Here is a 17,657-nt window from a genome sequence, read left to right on the forward strand (position 1 = left end):
GCGTTGAGGCAGTTCCCCCTCGCCGCTATAGCGGCTCCTACACTCTCTTGCCCGGCCATGACAGAATTATCAGATGGCACCCACAGGTAAATCGCAGATCAACGAAGGCGAGTTGCTCGCCGCCGTCGACCTCGGGTCCAACAGCTTCCACATGGTGGTGGCACGCTACGAACACGGCGAGCCCCGCGTCATCGACCGCCTGCGCGACACGGTGCGCATGGCGGTAGGCCTGCGGCCCGACGGCACGCTGGATGCCGGGCACCGCGCCGCCGCGCTCGCCAGCCTCGCGCGCTTCGGCCAGCGCATCGCCGGCATTCCCGCGCTGCACGTGCGCGCCGTGGCCACCAACACCGTGCGCCGGCTGGCCTCGCCGCATGCCTTCCTCTCGGCGGCCGAGGCCGCCCTGGGGCATCCGGTGGAAATCGTGTCCGGCCGCGAGGAAGGCCGCCTCATCTTCCTCGGCGCGGCGCACGACCTGCCCGCGTCGCGCGACCATCGCCTGGTGATCGACATCGGCGGCGGCAGCACGGAGTTCATCGTCGGTCGCGGCACGTCGCCCATCCTCACCGAGAGTGTGCAGGTCGGCTGCATCGCCAGCACCCTGCGCTTCTTTCCCGGCGGCAAGATCACGCGCAAGCGCTGGTTGCGTGCGCGGCGCGAAATCGGCGTGCTGCTCCAGCAGTTTTCCGAGGATTACCGCGAGGCCGGCTGGGCCGATGCCTACGGGTCCTCCGGCACCGCTAAGGCGATCGGCGCGGTGGTTCGGGCGATGAAGCTCTCCGACGACGGCATCACGCCGGAATCGCTGGTGGCGGTGCGCGAGGCGCTGATCGAGCAGGGTTCGTCGGACGTGCTGAAGCTGCCGGGTCTTGCCGACGATCGCGCGGGCGTCTTCGCCGGCGGCGTGGCCATCTTCGAGGCCGCGTTCGAGGCCCTGGGCATCGAACGCCTGCGCGTGTCGGAGAGCTCCATGCGCGAAGGCGTGCTCTGGGACCTGATCGGACGCTCCGCCGGCACCGACCCGCGCATGGCCAGCATCGATTCCCTTGCCACCCGGTATGGCGTGGACCGCGCGCAGGCGCGCAGGGTGGAGACCACCGCCCTTGCCATCTTCGACCAGCTCGCGAAGGTATGGAAGCTCGACGACGACGCGCGCGAATGGCTTTCCTGGGCCGCCCGCGTGCACGAGCTGGGCCTCGCCATCGCGCACAGCCAGCATCACCGCCATGGCGCCTACATCCTGCGCAACGCCGACCTGGCCGGTTTCTCGCGGCAGGAGCAGCAGCTGCTCGCGGCCATCGTCGAGTCGCATCGCCGCAAACCGGAGAAATCCGCGATCTCGGCGCTGCCCGTGCGTTACCGCGTCCTTGCCCGCCATATCACCGCGATCCTGCGGCTGGGTGTGCTCTTCCGTCGCGCGCGTCGCGCCGAAGCCCTGCCGCGCATCCGCGTCGTGGCCACGCGCCAGCGCCTGCGCCTCTCGCTACCCGCCGACTGGCTCGACCAGCACCCGTTGACCGAGGCGGACCTGGAACAGGAGCGCGAGCCGCTGGCGGAACTGGGCCTGGAACTCGAGATCGTCACCGAATGAGCGGGAACCGCCCGGCAAACGGGCGTATCATGCCGGGAATGTTCCACCGTCAAGACCAGTCATCCATGCTCAGAGCCTTCGTCGCCAGCGCCCTCCTCGCCCTGCCTGTCGCCACCCTCGCACAGGCGGCCAAGCCTGCGACCCAGCCTCAGCCTCCCGCCGCCGTCGAGCACCCGCGGGTGCTCATGCACACGAGCCAGGGCGACTTCACCCTCGAGCTGTTTCCGGAGAAGGCGCCGAAGAGCGTCGCCAACTTCCTCCAGTACGTGCGCGACGGCTTCTACGACGGCACGGTGTTCCATCGCGTGGTGAACGGCTACATGGTGCAGGGCGGCCTCTACAGCCGCGACCTCACCCAACGGCGTACCCGCGCCGCCGTCCCCAGCGAAGCCGACAACGGCCTGTCCAACCTGCGCGGCACGGTCGCCGTGGCGCGCGGCACGGACCCGAACTCGGGCACCTCGCAGTTCTTCGTGAACCTCGTCGACAACCGGCGCCTCGACTACGTCGGCAACCAGAGCAGCCTCACCTGGGGCTTCGCGGTGTTCGGCAAGGTCGTGTCCGGCATGGAAACGATCGACAAGATCGCCGCGCTGCCCACCCGTGCGCAGGGCCCGTTCGTAGGCGACGTGCCCAATCCGCTCGTGATCATCGAATCGGCCAACGTGGTCGGCGAAGAGAAGGCCGCGCCCGCGCCCGCTTCCACCGCCGCCGCGCCCGCGAAGACCCCGGCGCCGAAAAAGGGCGAAAAGAAAGCGGCCGTGCCGTCGAAGTCCGCATGAGCACGCTGCTCATCGCCGACCTGCACCTGGACGACGCACGGCCGGACATCACCGCTCTCTTCGAACGCTTTCTCGCATCGGAGGAAGCCCGTTCGGCGACGTCTTTCTACATCCTCGGCGACCTCGTGGAAGCCTGGATCGGCGACGACGACGACGCCGAGCTGCCCGGGCGCATCGCCGCCGCGACGCGCGGCCTGCACGACGCGGGCGTGCCGGTCTATTTCATGGTCGGCAACCGCGACTTCCTGCTCGGACCGGCGTTCGCCGAGCGTGCCGGCATGATCCTGCTCGACGACGGCACCGTGCACACCATCGAAGGCGTGCCCACCCTGCTGATGCACGGCGACGTGCTCTGCACCGACGACGTGGAATACCAGGCGGTGCGCGCCCAGGTGCGCACCGAGGCATGGAAGGCGCAGATCCTGTCCATGCCGCTCGAGGCCCGCCGCTCGTTCGCCGCGAAGGCCCGTAGCGACAGCAAGTCGCGCACGGGACGCATCGACGAAACGATCATGGACGTGAACCAGGAAGCAGTCGAAGGGGCCATGCGCACGGCCGGCGTGTACCGGCTGCTGCACGGGCATACGCATCGTCCGGCGATCCACGACTTCACGCTCGACGGCGCACCCGCACAACGCATCGTGCTGGGCGACTGGTACGACCACGGGTCGGTGCTGGCGATCGATGGCGATCGCGTCGACCTGCGCGGCTTGACCCTGTAGGAGCCGCCATGGCGGCGAGGGCAATCTTGCCGTTGAGTCGCAAGGTTTCCTCGCCGCTATAGCGGCTCCTACAGGGTGGTCAGCCAGGTCAGTTCGGACTCCGAGAAACCAGCCGCGCGCCGGGCCTCCAGGTTGAACGGCCCGCGCAGCGAGTTGTTCATGTAATCGGCGAGCAGCCGGGCGAAGGTCGCTTCGGGGTCGATGCCGTCGCGTGCGCAGCACCAGTGGAACCAGCGGGTCCCCGCCGCGACGTGCGCGACCTCTTCGCGCAGGATGACTTCGAGGATCGCCACCGTGCGCTCGTCGCCCTGGCGACGCAGGCGCTCCATCATGCCGGGGGTGACGTCCAGGCCGCGCGCTTCCAGCACGCGCGGCACGAGGGCCATGCGCGCGGTGTCGCTGTGCGCGGTCTTCTCCGCCATTTCCCACAGGCCGTTGTGCGCGTCGAAGTCGCCGTAAGCGTGGCCGAGTTCGGCAAGGCGGGCGGACAGCATGGTGAAGTGACGCGCTTCGTCGTTGGCGCAGGAAGCCCAGTCGCGATAGTACGCATCCGGTTTGCCGCGGAAGCGGTAGACCGCGTCCCAGGCAAGGTCGATGGCGTTGAACTCGATGTGCGCGATGGCATGCACCAGCGCGGCGCGGCCCGCTTCCGTACCGAGTCCGCGCTGCGCGAGTTCGCGCGCCGGTACGAGCCGCGGCCGCTCCGGGCGCCCGGGCAGGCCGATCGGCTGGGGCGGCGGTGAGGACGTATCCGGTGAGACGCTTCCGGCCTTGAGCGCAGCCCACGTTTCGAAGCTAAGCCTCACCTTCTCGAGCGGATCGGCGGTGTCGAGGCAGCGGCGGGCCGCTGCGTGCAGGTCATTCATGGCCGATCCCATGGGGGTGCCGCTTCAGCGGCGATGGGTGCTCGCGGCACGCTTGCCCGCTGCCGCGGGATCGCCGGCGTAGCCGGCTCCCACATCCCCAACACAGCCGTCACGCGCTGCGGCGTTCGTTCTTGGCCGCGTCCGAGCGCATCGCTTCCTGCTGTTCGAGGAAACGCGCATCCACGCCGGTGACGTATTCGCCGGAGAAGCACGAGGTATCGAACTGCCGCAGGTCCTCGTTGCCGTCGGTGACCGCCCAGATGAGGTCGTCGAGATCCTGGTAGACCAGCCAGTCGGCACCGAGCGCCTTCTCCACTTCCTCCACCGTGCGGCCGGCCGCGATCAGTTCCGAGGCGGCGGGCATGTCGATGCCGTAGATGTTCGGGTAACGCACCGGCGGCGCGGCCGAGGCGAAGTAGACGTTCTTCGCGCCCGCGTCGCGGGCCATCTGGATGATCTGCCGCGAGGTGGTGCCGCGGACGATCGAATCGTCCACCAGCAGCACGTTCTTCTTGCGGAATTCGAGGTCGATGGCGTTGAGCTTGCGCCGCACGGATTTCACCCGCTCGCCCTGCCCCGGCATGATGAAGGTGCGGCCGATGTAACGGTTCTTCACCAGTCCTTCGCGCATGGGCACGCCCAGTGCCTGCGCCAGCGAGCTGGCCGCCGTGCGCGAGGTGTCCGGGATGGGGATGACGGCGTCGATGCCATGGTCGGGGCCGCGTTCGCGGAGGATCTTCTCCGCCAGCTTCTCGCCCATGCGCAGGCGCGCCTTGTAGACCGAGACGTCCTCGATCATCGAATCCGGACGCGCCAGGTACACGTATTCGAAGATGCACGGCGCATGTACCGCGCCTTCGGCGCAATGTTGCGCGAGCAGTTCGCCGCCCTCGGTGATGATGACCGCCTCGCCCGGCGCGACGTCCCGCAGGCGCTTGAAGCCGAGGACGTCGAGTGCCACGGACTCGGAGGCCACCGCATATTCGCGGCCTTCCGCGGTGACCCGCTCGCCGAGTACCAGCGGACGGATGCCGTGGGGGTCGCGGAACGCGATGAGGCCATAACCCAGCACCAACGCGATGCAGGCGTAGCCGCCGCGCGCGCGCGCATGCACGCGCGACACTGCCTTGAAGACGTGCTCGTGGGTCAGGTTGCCCCGATCCTCCACCTGCAGCTCGTGCGCGAGCACGTTGAGCAGCACTTCGGAATCGGAGTCGGTATCGATGTGGCGGCGGTCGTCCTCGAACATCTCCTTGCGCAGGGTCTCGGTGTTCACGAGGTTGCCGTTGTGCGCGAAGGCGATGCCGTAGGGCGAGTTCACGTAGAACGGCTGCGCCTCCTCGGTGCCTTCCGACCCCGCGGTGGGATAACGGCAATGGCCGATGCCGATGCGGCCGCGCAGCTTGCTCACGCCCGCCGAATTGAAGACGTCGCGAACCAGCCCGTTGCCCTTGTGCAGGCGCAGGCGGGCGCCGTCCACGGTGGCGATGCCGGCGGCATCCTGCCCGCGGTGTTGCAGGACGGTCAGGCCGTCATACAGAGCCGATGCCACTTCCGTGGTACCGACGATGCCGATGATTCCGCACATGGGTCTTGCCTTCTACGAAGAGGCCGCCGTGGTCGCGGCGGCAGGGTGAGCGTTCTGTTCTCGGGTGGGCCGCGCGGGTGTCGTGAGGTCGCGCAGTTTCATCAATTCTTCCCGGCTGGGCAATTTCACGTCCGGCAGCTTTACATCCTTCAGCGCCGCGGGCGGATGCATGTAGTCGCGCACGTTCGCCGGCACCTGCTGACCCAGCCATGCCGCCGGCCCGGCGAACTGCGGCAGCATCGTCGATTCGCGCCACATCGGCTCGTTCGGCAACGCGGTGAAGCCCAGCAGGAACACCACGCCACTGACGATGAGCACGCCGCGCACGAGACCGAAGAGCATCCCGAACAGGCGATCCACGCCGCCCAGCCCCGTGCCGGAGACCAGCCGCGACATCAGGAACCGGAACACGGCACCCACCAGCAGCACCGCGATGAAGCAAAGTCCGTAGCCGATCGCCACCCGCGCCGTGGGCAGCGACACGCTGTGCTCGAAATACCGCGCGACCGTGGGGCCGAACAGCCAGGCCACCCAGAAGGCGGCCACCCAGATCACGAGCGAAAGCACCTCCGAAATGAGGCCGCGCGCCAGGCCGATCAAGACCGAGATGAACAGCACGGCGAGGATGACGTAGTCGACCCAGTTCACGCGATACGCTCCGGCTTGGCGACGGCTGGCAGATCCGGCCCGTCAGGGCGCCGGCACGACGACGCCGTCGAGGCCCACCTTGGCCTTGATCTGGTCCTTGAGCCGGACCGCATCGTCGCGCTGCGTCTGCGGCCCGGCGCGGACGCGCCAGAGCTTCGCGCCGCTGCTGGAAGCGATGCTGTCCACGTAACCCGGGATGCCGGCGCCACGCAGCTTGTCGCGCAGACGGGTCGCGTCGGCCTCGCTGCTGACCGCCGCCACCTGAACGGCGAAGCCGCCGGCACGCGGCGGGGCGGCGGGCACGGCGGCCGGTGCCGGCGCCTTGGTGGCCGCCGGGCGAGCCGGTGCGGGCGCATCCGCCGTCTGCGTTTCCGCCTTGGACAGCAGCGTGGCGGGGGCGCCTGGCGCGGCGGCGGCGATCTTCAGGCGCGCGGCCTCCGCGGCGGCCCGCGTCTCGAAGGGTCCGGCGGTGACGCGCGTCAGCGCCTTGCCGGCCTGGTTCATGGCGGCGGTGCTCACCGGATAGCCCAGGGCCTTCACTTTCTGGACCAGCGCATCGGCCTTGCTGCGATCGGCGTAGGCGCTGAGATTGATGCTGTAGCTGCCGCGGGCGGCGGTACCGGGCGGCAAGGCCGGGGCGCTGGCGACCGGCGCGGCCGCTGCCGGCGCGGCGGCAGCGGGCTTCGGCGCGGGCGTTGCCGGCTTGGCGGCGGCCGGCGGGGTGGCGAGGTCCTCAGGGAGCGCGTCGGCGGGCTTCCGCGAGGCGATCTCCACCGAGGCCAGGCGGTTGCCGTTGCCCGGCGTCACGCTGGCGGCCGGCGCGGCGGGCTGCGCCGCCGTCGCGTTCGCGGCGGGGGCAACGGGCGTGCCGGCAGGCGCGACGTCGAGGGTACGCGTCTGCAGCTCGCGGTCGGGCGCCGGCGGGATGGCAAGGCTCACGGTCTGGTCCGCGTCGGTCTTCGGCGGCGTGCTGGAGAAGAACATCGGCACGAACAGGACCAACAGAGCGATCAGAACGGCGGCACCCAGCAGGCGTGTTTTCAAGGAAGGCTCCATACGACCGGTGCAATGCGAATCGACGCGATTATACCCGGCAAAGGGGGTGGGAGCCGCTATGGCGGCGAGAAGCCAGCGGAGCCATGACGCGGAGAGGTACGGCCCCTCGCCGCCGCCGCGGCTCCTACCGCGGAGCCGCCAGGGCCGCGCTCGCGACGAAGAAGGAGCCGAACAGCAGCACGGTGTCGTCGGCGGTCGCCGCTTCGCGCGCGGCCGCCCAGGCGGCGGAGACATTCGGATACGGCGAGACCGCCGCGCCGGGCAACACGGCGGCGAGCGTGGCGGCCAGCGGCTCCGCCGCCAGGCCGCGCGGCGTGTCGCGATCCAACCCGGCGACGAACCAGCGGTCGATCCGCTGCCCTATCGCCTCGACGACGCCCGCCACGTCCTTGTCCGCGAGGGCGCCGTACACCGCGAGCACATGACCGCCCGAGGGTTGCGCATCCAGCCACGCCGCGAGCGCGCGCGCCGCCTGAGGGTTGTGGCCCACGTCGACGAGAGTGCGCGGGTGTACGGCGATGCGTTGCAGGCGGCCCGCGACCTGGACGGCCGCCAACGCCGAGCGGATAGCCGCCGGCGACACGTCGAGCCTTGGGCCCAGCACGTGGATGGCGGCGATCGCCGTCGCGGCGTTCGCGAGCTGGATGGGCGCGGCCAGTGCCGGGAATGGAAGTTCCAGCACCGTGCCGTCGCGATGAACCCACGACCATGAATCCCCTGTGGGAGCCGCTATAGCGGCTTCCACATTCGCGCTGTAGGCGATCCCTGATTGGACGAGGGTCGCGCCGATGGCGCGCAGTGCCTCGAGCAGCCCTTCCGGCGGATTCGCTTCGCCGACGATCGCCGGGCGCCCCGCCCTGGCGATGCCCGCCTTCTCTCGGCCGATGCTGTCGCGGTCGTTGCCCAGCCAGTCCTGGTGATCGAGATCGACCGTCGTCACGACGGCGACGTCCGCATCGACGATGTTCACGGCGTCCAGCCGCCCGCCAAGGCCGACCTCGAGGATCGCCACGTCGAGTGCCGCGCGCGCCATCAGGTCCAGCGCCGCCAGGGTGCCGAACTCGAAATACGTCTGGGGAGTGCCGCCGCGCGCGGCCTCGATGCGCTCGAACGACGCGACCAGCGCGTCGTCCTCGACATCCTCGCCGTCGATCCTGATCCGCTCGTTGTAGCGGAGCAGGTGCGGCGAGGTATAGCAACCCGTGCGGTAGCCGGCGGCGCGCAGCATGCCTTCAAGCAGGGCCACGGTGGAGCCCTTGCCGTTCGTGCCGCCGACCGTGATCACGATGGGGGCGGGGCGCGGCGCACCCATGGCCTCCCACACGCTGCGCACCCGCTCGAGACCGAGTTCGATATCGCGCGGGTGCGTACGTTCCTGGTACGCCAGCCACTCGCCCAGCGTGCGGGTCATGCGATCAACAGTTGCCGTCGCCGCCGAACGGATCGTCGAGCACGATCGTGTCGTCGCGATCGGCACCCGTGGCGACCAGCGCCAGCTTGCAGCCCGACAGTTCCTCCACGGCGCGCAGGTAGGCGCGCGCGGCCGGCGGCAGCTTGTTCCAGTCGCGGATACCCGCGGTGGACTCTTCCCAGCCCGGGAACTCGAGGTACACCGGCTTGCACTCGGCCCAGCCGTCCGCGTCCAGGGGCGCGAGCTCGCGACGCTTGCCGCGGTATTCGTACGCGATGCAGACCTTGATGGTCTCCAGGCCGTCGAGCACGTCGAGCTTGGTGATGGCGAGGCCGTCGATGCCGTTGATCTGCACCGCGCGCTTCAGCGCCACGAGGTCGATCCAGCCGCAGCGGCGCGGACGGCCCGTGCTGGCGCCGAATTCGTTGCCCTTCTTGCGCAGCAGTTCGCCCATCTCGTCGTTGAGCTCGGTGGGGAACGGACCGCCACCGACGCGGGTGGCGTAGGCCTTGCAGATACCCAGGACGTAATCGATGTCGCGCGCGCCCACGCCGGTACCGGCCAGCGCACCGCCGACGGTGGTGTTGGACGAGGTGACGTACGGATAGGTGCCGTGATCGATGTCGAGCAGCGCGCCCTGCGCGCCTTCGTACAGGATATTGCCGCCGTCGCGGCGTACGTCGTGCAGGATGGTCGCGACGTCGTCGACCATCGGACGCATGTACTCGCCCCAGGTCAGCGCCTCGTCGAGCACGGTCTGGTAGTCGACCGGCTCGGCCTTCAGCCATTCCGTGAGCACGAAGTTGTGGTACTCGACGGCGGCCTTGACCTTCTCCGGCAGCTCGTGCGGATACATGAGGTCGGCCACGCGGATGGAGCGGCGTGCCACCTTGTCCTCGTATGCCGGACCGATGCCGCGGCCCGTCGTGCCGATGGCCTTGGCGCCCGAGGCGGCCTCGCGCGCCTTATCCACGGCGATGTGGTACGGCATGATCAGCGGCGTCGCCGGCGAGATCTTCAGGCGCGGACGCACGTCGACGCCCTGCGCCTCCAGCTCGGCGATCTCGCTCATCAGCGCGGCCGGCGACAGCACCACGCCGTTGCCGATGAGGCAGAGCGCGTCGTCGCGCAGGATGCCGGACGGGATGAGGTGGAGGACCGTCTTCTTGCCCTTGATCACCAGCGTGTGACCGGCATTGTGGCCACCCTGGAAGCGCGCGACGGCGCCGACGCGTTCGGTGAGGAGGTCGACGATCTTGCCCTTGCCCTCGTCGCCCCATTGCGCGCCGAGAATGACGACTGACTTGCCCATGTGCTGTATCTCTCAGATAAAGATGCGATGTTTAGCGCTGACGGCCGGGACCGTCGTTGAGGTAGCGCAGGAATTCGGAATCGGGCTTCAGCACGAACGTGCCCTTGCCGTCGGCGAAGGCCTTACGGTAAGCCGCCAGGCTGCGATAGAACGCGAAGAACTCGGGATCCTGGCTATAGGCCTGGGCGTAGATGGCGGCTGCCTGCGCATCGCCGTCGCCCTTCACCTTCGTGGCCTCGCGGTTGGCGTCGGCCAGCAGCACCAGCTTCTGGCGGTCGGCGTCCGCGCGGATCGTCTCGGCGCTTTCCTTGCCCGTGTAACGCAGTTCGTTCGCGAGCTGCAGGCGCTCGGCGCGCATGCGTTTGTAGACCGAGCCGCTGACCTCGTCGGGCAGGTCGATGCGCTTGATCCGCACGTCGACCACGGCGATGCCGAGGTTCTTGCGCGCCGCGAGGTCGGTCTGATGGCGCACGCGCTCGGTAATGTCCTTGCGGCCCCCGGCGATGAGGTCCTCGAGCGGACGCGCGTTGAACTCGTAGCGCAACGCGTCCTTCACGATGGGCGTGAGGCGCTGGACGGCCTGCACCACCTCGCCCGACGTGGCGCGGTAATACGCGGCATTGTCGGCGATGCGCCACTTCACGTAGAAGTCGACGTTGACGCTCTTCTTCTCCAGCGTGAAGTAACGCTCGGGCTGGGCGTCCAGGCCGAGGATGCGGTTGTCGAAGCGCATGACCTGCTGCACGACGGGAATCTTGAAATGCAGGCCGGGCTTGTAGTCCGCGCGCACGATGCGGCCGAACTGGAGCAGCAGCGCGTTCTCGCCTTCCTTCACCACGAAGGCGCTGTTGAACCCGAGGAGGACCAGGGCGACGATGACGATGCCGGTAACGAACTTCACTGGGCACTCCCCTGCGACGGATTCGGATTGGCGTCCGTCGTCGCGGACTGGACGACCGTGCCGATGCCCGGCACGTTACGCACGGCGCCGTTGTTCGGCTCGACCGGCAACTGGATGATGTTCTTGCCGTTGCTGCCGTCGATCACCTTCGGATTGCCTGCCATCACGTCCTCGACGGTTTCCAGCCACAGGCGGCGGCGGGTGACCTCCGGCGCGGCACGGTATTCCTTCAGCAGCAGGTTGAAGCGCGCGACGTCGCCGTTGGCGCGCGCGATGCGCTCCACGCGCTGGGCGTCGGCTTCGGCGGCGATGCGCGCGGCATCGCCCCGGGCCACCGGGACCACCTGGCTCTCGTAGGCGCGGGCCTTGTTCTCTTCGCTCTGCTTGTCTTCGCGCGCGGCGTTCACGTCGTCGAAGGCGTCCTTCACTTCCTTCGGCGGCGAGACGTTCTGGAAGCTCACGCCCGTGACCAGGATGCCGGCGTCGTACTTGTCGAGCGTGGCCTGGAGGATGTCGCGGGTCTGCTGCTGAAGCGTCTCCTTCGCGGCCGGCGCGACACCGGCGGCGGGCGCCTGGTCCGGCGCGGGGGTGTCGACGCCCGGCGTGGTCAGGATGTTGTCCATGATGTTGGCGCCGACCACGGAACGCACCGCGGCTTCGGCCGCGTTGTGGATGGTGTTCTCTTCGCGGTCGGCGTTGGAATAGAGGAACTTCCGTGCATCCGATACCTGGTACTGCACGTTGAAGTCGATCGCGATGATGTTCTCGTCGCGGGTGAGCATCGAGACGTTGTCCGACACCGAGCGCACCTGGGTGGTCTCGACCTTGGTCACGGTTTCGACGGGGCTCGGCGCCTTCAGGTGGAAGCCCGGCGGCAGGATTCGCGAGAACTGGCCGAAGCGCAGCACCACGCCCACCTGACGGGCGTCGATCACGGTGTAGCTGGACACCAGCAGCCACGCCAGGACGAAGACGAGCACCACGGCGATGATGCCGCCGCTGCCTGCGCCGAAGCGGCCGAAACGGGCCCTGAGGCTCTTGAGCACGCTGTCGAGATCGGGCTTGCGCCCACTCGACCGGTTGCGGTTCCAGGGGTCCTTCTGGCCGTTGCCGGGTTCGTTCCAAGCCATGGGCGGCAGTCTCCTTCTCCGGAACGGAGGGTGTGGGTGGCGTGAGAGCCTTTGGGGAAGCGCCGATGGGGCACGCAAACACCCAAATTCTATCAGATGGCCATTCGCTCCTACAGGGCCGGCTCGATCAGTTCCCGCAAGGCACCGGCATGGACATCGTCGCCCAGCAGTGGCGCGAGGACCGAGCGCGGCGCGTCGATATCGAGGTGCCAGCCGTGCTCGTCGATCGCCTCGCCGGCGATGGCACCCGCCGCCTTCAGCCGCGCATGGAGGCGGCCGGCACTGAGAGGAAGCTCAAGACCGGCCCGGATGCGTTCTCCGCCAAGGAGTTCGCCCAGCGCTTCCCGCAGGCCGTCGAGCCCCTCGCCCGTGGCGGCGGAGAGCCAGACCTGGCGCGGCTTGCCGTCGTCGCCGCGGTCGACGCGGGGCGCGGCGTCCGCGAGGTCGATCTTGTTCATGACCGAGAGCTGCGGCACGTCCCCTGCGCCGATCTCCTCGAGCACCGAATTCACCACACGCGCCAGCAGTTCGCGCTCCTCGTCGGCGGCGTCGCTGACGTGGATGAGGAGGTCCGCGTCGCGGGCCTCGGCCAGCGTCGCGCGGAAGGCTGCGACCAGGTCATGCGGCAATTCGCGGATGAAACCGACCGTGTCGGCCACGACCGCCGGCCCGCAGGCGAGTCCGTCGATCTTGCGCACCGTGGGATCCAGCGTGGCGAACAGCTGGTCCGCCGCGTACACACCGCCGGTGGTCAGCGCGTTGAAAAGGGTGGATTTGCCCGCGTTGGTATAGCCGACCAGGGCCACCCGCGGCACGGTGTTGCGCAGCCGCGCCCGGCGCTGCTGGTCGCGCTGCACGCCGACTTTGCCGAGGCGCTTCGTCAGCATCTTCACCCGCTCGGCGAGCAGGCGGCGGTCGGTTTCCAGCTGGGTTTCGCCCGGGCCGCGGTTGCCGATGGCACCGCCGCGCTGGGCGTCGAGATGGGTCCAGCCGCGCACCAGGCGCGTGGCCAGGTGTTTCAGCTGGGCCAGCTCCACTTCCAGTTTGCCTTCGTGGGAACGGGCGCGCTGGGCGAAGATGTCCAGGATGAGGCCCGCGCGATCCACCACGCGTGCCTTCAGGTGTTTTTCGAGGTTGCGCTCCTGCACGGGGCTGAGCTCGTGGTCGACGAGGACCAGATCGGCCTCGAGGGCGCGCACGGCCTCGGCGACCTCGTCGGCCTTGCCGCTGCCGATGTAGAAACGCGGATTGGGCACGTCCACGCGCGCCGGGATGCTGGCAAGGATCTCGGCGCCCGCCGAGGTCACCAGCTCGGCGAACTCCTCGCCGCGACGGATCGCATCGCCTTCGCCGCGGGAATGCGGCAGCACCAGCACGGCGCGATCGCCTTTCTTTTGTCTATCGAACACTTAGGGGAATGACCTCATGTGGAATAACGATGCGCGCGGCCCGGGGGCACGCGCGCATCCGAGGTCACTATATGGGATTCCGCCGATGGCCCCTCAACCCTCGCCGTCGCCCGACGATGCCTCGCCATGGTTCTCGTGACCGCCGACCCGCACGTTGCGGCTCGGGACCACCGTGGAGATGGCGTGCTTGTACACCATCTGGCTCACCTGGTTGCGCAGCAGCACCACGAACTGGTCGAACGACTCGATGGTGCCCTGCAACTTGATGCCGTTCACCAGGTAGATGGCGACCGGCACGCGCTCGCGGCGCAGTGCGTTCAGAAATGGATCCTGCAACGATTGCCCTTTGGACATTCTTCTTCTCCCCTACGCTACTCGTACGGGTCCGGGTAAAAAAACGCCATGCGGCGCCCCGGCCCAAGTGCCCGGAATCTTAACTGCTTTTAAATGCCCGCTGGAAGCCACTACCGTGACGGCATCGGCATTCCAACGAACTGCTCCACCGCGCGTTCGGCCTCGGGCAACGGATCCCCCCGGTCCGGGTCGAACGTTCGGGCGTCCATCTCGCTTCGCAGCCAGGTGACCTGGCGCTTGGCGAGTTGACGAGTGGCATAGATACCACGGTTGCGGAACTCCGTGGCATCGCCTTCACATTCGAGGTAGTCCCACGCCTGCCGGTAGCCCACCGCGCGTATCGCGGGCAGGTCGGCGTGAAGGTCCCCGCGGGCGCGCAGTGCGCGCACCTCGTCGAGGAAGCCGGCGGCCAGCATGGCGTCGAAACGCCGTTCGATGCGCTCGTGGAGTACGCGCCGGTCCCCGGGCAGGAGCGCCAGCTTCAGCACGCGCCACGGGAAGCGGACGGCGCTGCCGCCCTGCTGCAGCTCGCTCAACGGCCGCCCCGTCAGCTCCATCACTTCGAGCGCGCGCTGGATCCGTTGGGTGTCGCCCGGCCGAATCCGCTCACCCGCCGCCGGATCGAGCGCGGTCATGCGCGCATGCAGCGCCTCCCAGCCGATGACCGATGCCTCGGTGGCCAGCCGCGCGCGCAACGCCGGATCCGCATCGGGGAGATCGGAGAGGCCGCGTTGCAGCGCACGGAAATACAGTCCGGTGCCACCGACCAGCAACGGCACCCTGCCCTCCGCCGAAATCCGCTCCATCGCCGCGACGGCGTCCTCGCGGAACTCGGCGGCCGAATAAGGCTGCGCGGGATCGCGGATGTCGACGAGCGCATGCGGATAGCGCGCGAGCGTGGCCGCATCCGGTTTCGCCGATCCGATGTCGAGCCCGCGATAGACGAGCGCCGAATCGACGCTGACGAGGCCGAGGGGGAACCGATCGGCCAACGCGCAGGCGAGCGCCGTCTTGCCCGAGGCGGTCGGGCCCATCAGGAAGATGGCGAGAGGGCGGCGGTCGATGCTCATTGCGGCCGCAAGATTACGGTGGTGGGCACGCGTTGACCAGCGTAACGCAAGTACATGTCGCACAAGGTGCAAGCGGAGTTGTCCACATGCTTATGCAGCGCGTATCCACATCGGCTGTGGATATCGTGCGGACACGCCGCCAGTGCCGCCCTGGGCAATTCATAAGCAGTGCAACGCAAGTACGCGTCGCACAAGGTCGAAACGAAGTTGTCCACACGCTTATGCAGCGCGTATCCACACCGGCTGTGGATATCGCGAACACGCTGGCGCGTTTGTGACCAACGCAACGCAAGTGCGCGTCGCGTAACGGTGGAACGGAGTTGTCCACATGCTTATGCAGCGGGTATCCACACGAGCTGTGGATAGGATGGTCTTGATGAGTGATCCTTGCGACTCGACGACTGCTGGCTGTTCCAGCCACGGCCCAGGCGCCGAGTGCGAGGTCGACGACGGGGGCGATTACTTTGAAGGCACGCCCAGTTCGCGCAACAAAGCCGGCGATGGATAGACCTTGTCGACCAGCCAGCGCATGTAGCGCATGTCGACATGGATGGCGCGCTTGTAGCGCGGGTCGTACATCCAGCTGGCGCTGACCGCTTCCCAGTTGCTGTCGAAATTCAGGCCCACCAGTTCGCCCTTCGCGTCGAGCACCGGCGAGCCCGAGTTGCCGCCCGTGGTATCGAGGTTGCTCAGGAAGTCCACCGGCATGGCACCCGTCTTCGGATCGGCGTAGCCGGCGAAATCGCCCTTGTGGATGGCGTCCAGCAGCGGCTTCGGCGCGTCGAACGGTGCCATGCCCGTGTTCTTCTCGACGATGCCGGCCACCGTGGTGAGCGGCGCATAGGTGACGGCGTCGCGTGCCATCAGCGGCGTAACCTTGCCATAGCTCACCCGCAGCGTGGCGTTCGCATCGGGATAGACCGCCTTGCCCTGCTTCTCGCGATACGCGATCAGCGCCTGCATGTAGGACGGACGCAGGCGAAGCAGGTCGCCTTCGCGCGCCTTGCGTTCGTCCTCGATGCGCAGCAGCGCCGGCCGGAGCGTGCGGGCCGCCACGAGCAGCGGATCCTTGCTCGCCGCCGCCTCGGCCGGCGCTGCGTCGAACAGACGCGTGCGCTCGGCCTCGTCGCCGAACTTCGTTCCCGCGTAGATGCGGTCCAGCGCCTTCGCCAGTTCGGCCGGCGAGCGGCCGAAGACCTTGTCCACCTCGGGCAGGCGCCCGGCATCGGGCAGCTTCTGGTAGCGCAGCATCATCGACGCGATCAGCGCCTTTTCGACCGCGGGGTCGTAGCGCCGCTGGATCTGCTTCAGCTGACTTCGGATCAGTTCCTCATCGCGCTCCTGGTAGCCCGTTTCGCGCTCGGCGTCGGCCTTCGGCCGTTCGACCGAGAGCCGGTCCACCGCCAGGGCGCCCTTCATCAGCTGCGTCTGCGACGAAAGGAGACCCACGAGAAGGTCGCGCTCGCGGACGTCCTTCCCCTGAGCGATGAGCGCCAGGACCTGGTCGATCGCCGGCCTCAACGTCTTGCCGTCCGGTTGCGTGGCGAGCCACGCGAGCATCGCGGCCTCGTCGTCGCGGCGCACGGCAACGGCGTCGCTGCGCCGGAGGCCCTCCAACTCGCCGCTGAAGCGCTTGATGCCGTTCTTCAGCGATTGAAGCTGCGAGGCGTAACGGATACCGGCCTCCTTGTCGTCCTTGCCCTTGGCCTCGATCACGTCCTGCAAGGCCTTCAGCACCTCCACCGCGGTGGGCAGGCGCCATTCCACCTGGTCGGCGAACTCCGCCGCCGTGCGGTGGCGGTACGTGATGCCCGGATAACCCGCCAGCATCACGAAATCGCCTTCGGTCACGCCCCCGGTAGCAAGCTTCAGGTGCGACGGCGGGTGGTAAGGCTTGTTGTCCGGGGAGTAATCGGCCGGCTTGCCGTCCGGGCCCACATAAGCACGGAGGATGGTGAAGTCGCCGGCATGGCGCGGCCAGACGAAATTGTCGACCTCGTCGCCGTAATTGCCGATGGCACGCGGCGGCGCGTAGACGAGCCGCAGGTCGCGCAGCTCGAGTTGCTTCACCAGGTAGAAGTCTCGCCCATAGAACATGTTCGCGACGCTGCACCGGATGCCGGCCTCGGTCTCGCACTCCGCGACCAGCACCTTGCTGGCCGCGTCCAGCGCGTCGTAGTACGCCTTGCCCGTCTTGCCCCGCGCGGCTGCCAGGATCCGGTCCGTGACCTTGTCGAAGCCGACCGTGACCCGCAGGCGGTAGTCCGGATTGGCGGGAAGCTCGCCCGCGCGGTCGGCGGCGACGTACCCGTTCGCGATCAGGTCGCGGTCCGGCCTCGAGTTGTACTGGATGACGCCGAAAGCCACGTGGTGGTTGGTCACGACCAGCCCGTCGGCCGAGACGAAGGAACCCGTCCCGCCGCCGATCCGGACCACCGCGTTCAGCGGCGCCCGGGTGAGGTCGGCGAGGTCCTTGGGGTCGCCCCGGAAGCCCGCCTCCTTGAGATTCTTCGCCAGACCGGGGAGCTGCGACGGCAGCCACATGCCCTCGTCGGCCTTCGCGTCCAGCGCCAGCGCCATGGCGGCTCCCAGCATCATCGAGTGGATTCGCATGTTCGTTGCCCCTGCAGGTCGTGCGGCGGTCGCAAGAAAAAACGTTCCGACCATAGAGGGGGCCGGCGCGGCTGGCAATGGCCGCCGGCTGCGGGGCGCGGGCTGGCCCGTGGGGAAGCCCGCCGCGGGCCCTTCGCGCGTCGCCGCGCTTCCCACCTATAATGCGGAATTCGGTCCGCGCCGCGGACCCTCCCCGCCCGGAAC

Annotated in this window: 15 protein-coding genes; 3 read left to right on the forward strand and 12 right to left on the reverse strand. The window is 68.5% G+C overall.

Annotated elements, in window-relative coordinates:
- Positions 1-73: 73 nt before the first annotated feature.
- From HBF32_RS07035 to HBF32_RS07045, 3 genes are all read left to right on the forward strand, one after another.
- Positions 74-1,591 (forward strand): Ppx/GppA phosphatase family protein, encoded by a 1,518-nt coding sequence (locus HBF32_RS07035; RefSeq protein ID WP_166698977.1) that lies wholly within the window; start codon positions 74-76, stop codon positions 1,589-1,591.
- A 65-nt stretch (positions 1,592-1,656) separates the two neighbouring features.
- Positions 1,657-2,373, forward strand: coding sequence for a peptidylprolyl isomerase (locus HBF32_RS07040; RefSeq protein WP_166698978.1), 717 nt, complete (start codon positions 1,657-1,659; stop codon positions 2,371-2,373).
- The gene (locus HBF32_RS07045) at positions 2,370-3,095 is read left to right on the forward strand and encodes a UDP-2,3-diacylglucosamine diphosphatase (RefSeq protein WP_166698979.1); all 726 of its coding nucleotides are present in this window, start codon (positions 2,370-2,372) and stop codon (positions 3,093-3,095) included. The genes HBF32_RS07040 and HBF32_RS07045 overlap by 4 nt, the downstream gene beginning before the upstream one ends.
- Before the next feature lie 68 nt (positions 3,096-3,163).
- Here HBF32_RS07045 and HBF32_RS07050 read toward each other — a convergent pair whose 3' ends face one another.
- The 12 genes from HBF32_RS07050 to HBF32_RS07105 form a co-directional block, all read right to left on the reverse strand.
- The gene (locus HBF32_RS07050) at positions 3,164-3,961 is read right to left on the reverse strand and encodes a ferritin-like domain-containing protein (protein ID WP_166698980.1); all 798 of its coding nucleotides are present in this window, start codon (positions 3,959-3,961) and stop codon (positions 3,164-3,166) included.
- 109 nt (positions 3,962-4,070) lie between these two features.
- A complete protein-coding gene (purF, locus tag HBF32_RS07055) occupies positions 4,071-5,549 on the reverse strand; it encodes an amidophosphoribosyltransferase (RefSeq protein WP_166698981.1) in 1,479 nt (492 codons plus the stop codon).
- Positions 5,550-5,561: 12 nt separating this feature from the next.
- Positions 5,562-6,197 (reverse strand): CvpA family protein, encoded by a 636-nt coding sequence (locus tag HBF32_RS07060; protein WP_166698982.1) that lies wholly within the window; start codon positions 6,195-6,197, stop codon positions 5,562-5,564.
- A gap of 42 nt (positions 6,198-6,239) precedes the next feature.
- Positions 6,240-7,241 (reverse strand): SPOR domain-containing protein, encoded by a 1,002-nt coding sequence (locus HBF32_RS07065; protein WP_166698983.1) that lies wholly within the window; start codon positions 7,239-7,241, stop codon positions 6,240-6,242.
- Between the two features lie 136 nt (positions 7,242-7,377).
- The gene (gene folC / locus HBF32_RS07070) at positions 7,378-8,664 is read right to left on the reverse strand and encodes a bifunctional tetrahydrofolate synthase/dihydrofolate synthase (protein WP_166698984.1); all 1,287 of its coding nucleotides are present in this window, start codon (positions 8,662-8,664) and stop codon (positions 7,378-7,380) included.
- A gap of 4 nt (positions 8,665-8,668) precedes the next feature.
- Positions 8,669-9,976, reverse strand: a complete 1,308-nt coding sequence (locus HBF32_RS07075) for an adenylosuccinate synthase (protein WP_166698985.1) — start codon at positions 9,974-9,976, stop codon at positions 8,669-8,671.
- A 31-nt stretch (positions 9,977-10,007) separates the two neighbouring features.
- Positions 10,008-10,877, reverse strand: coding sequence for a protease modulator HflC (hflC, locus tag HBF32_RS07080; RefSeq protein ID WP_166698986.1), 870 nt, complete (start codon positions 10,875-10,877; stop codon positions 10,008-10,010).
- Positions 10,874-12,007, reverse strand: a complete 1,134-nt coding sequence (gene hflK, locus HBF32_RS07085) for an FtsH protease activity modulator HflK (RefSeq protein ID WP_166698987.1) — start codon at positions 12,005-12,007, stop codon at positions 10,874-10,876. The genes hflC and hflK overlap by 4 nt, the downstream gene beginning before the upstream one ends.
- Positions 12,008-12,117: 110 nt before the next feature.
- Entirely contained in the window at positions 12,118-13,416 is a 1,299-nt protein-coding gene (gene hflX, locus HBF32_RS07090) for a ribosome rescue GTPase HflX (RefSeq protein WP_166698988.1), read from the reverse strand.
- A 93-nt stretch (positions 13,417-13,509) separates the two neighbouring features.
- Positions 13,510-13,770 (reverse strand): RNA chaperone Hfq, encoded by a 261-nt coding sequence (gene hfq / locus HBF32_RS07095; RefSeq protein ID WP_166698989.1) that lies wholly within the window; start codon positions 13,768-13,770, stop codon positions 13,510-13,512.
- A gap of 110 nt (positions 13,771-13,880) precedes the next feature.
- Positions 13,881-14,840: a tRNA (adenosine(37)-N6)-dimethylallyltransferase MiaA gene (miaA, locus tag HBF32_RS07100; protein ID WP_166698990.1), complete on the reverse strand. Its 960-nt coding sequence runs from the start codon at positions 14,838-14,840 to the stop codon at positions 13,881-13,883.
- A gap of 459 nt (positions 14,841-15,299) precedes the next feature.
- Entirely contained in the window at positions 15,300-17,453 is a 2,154-nt protein-coding gene (locus HBF32_RS07105; protein ID WP_166698991.1) for a S46 family peptidase, read from the reverse strand.
- Positions 17,454-17,657 lie beyond the last annotated feature (204 nt).

The organism is Luteibacter yeojuensis, from assembly GCF_011742875.1.
In the GTDB taxonomy this organism is placed as follows: domain Bacteria; phylum Pseudomonadota; class Gammaproteobacteria; order Xanthomonadales; family Rhodanobacteraceae; genus Luteibacter; species Luteibacter yeojuensis.

What these genes read in the sequence shown, in the direction of transcription:
- HBF32_RS07040 (WP_166698978.1), top strand. Translation starts at nt 1,657, where the DNA reads ATGCTCAGAGCCTTCGTCGCCAGCGCCCTCCTCGCCCTGCCTGTCGCC.
- HBF32_RS07105 (WP_166698991.1), bottom strand. Translation starts at nt 17,453, where the DNA reads ATGCGAATCCACTCGATGATGCTGGGAGCCGCCATGGCGCTGGCGCTG.
- folC (WP_166698984.1), bottom strand. Translation starts at nt 8,664, where the DNA reads ATGACCCGCACGCTGGGCGAGTGGCTGGCGTACCAGGAACGTACGCAC.
- hflK (WP_166698987.1), bottom strand. Translation starts at nt 12,007, where the DNA reads ATGGCTTGGAACGAACCCGGCAACGGCCAGAAGGACCCCTGGAACCGC.
- HBF32_RS07035 (WP_166698977.1), top strand. Translation starts at nt 74, where the DNA reads ATGGCACCCACAGGTAAATCGCAGATCAACGAAGGCGAGTTGCTCGCC.
- HBF32_RS07075 (WP_166698985.1), bottom strand. Translation starts at nt 9,976, where the DNA reads ATGGGCAAGTCAGTCGTCATTCTCGGCGCGCAATGGGGCGACGAGGGC.
- purF (WP_166698981.1), bottom strand. Translation starts at nt 5,549, where the DNA reads ATGTGCGGAATCATCGGCATCGTCGGTACCACGGAAGTGGCATCGGCT.
- HBF32_RS07045 (WP_166698979.1), top strand. Translation starts at nt 2,370, where the DNA reads ATGAGCACGCTGCTCATCGCCGACCTGCACCTGGACGACGCACGGCCG.
- hfq (WP_166698989.1), bottom strand. Translation starts at nt 13,770, where the DNA reads ATGTCCAAAGGGCAATCGTTGCAGGATCCATTTCTGAACGCACTGCGC.
- HBF32_RS07050 (WP_166698980.1), bottom strand. Translation starts at nt 3,961, where the DNA reads ATGAATGACCTGCACGCAGCGGCCCGCCGCTGCCTCGACACCGCCGAT.
- miaA (WP_166698990.1), bottom strand. Translation starts at nt 14,840, where the DNA reads ATGAGCATCGACCGCCGCCCTCTCGCCATCTTCCTGATGGGCCCGACC.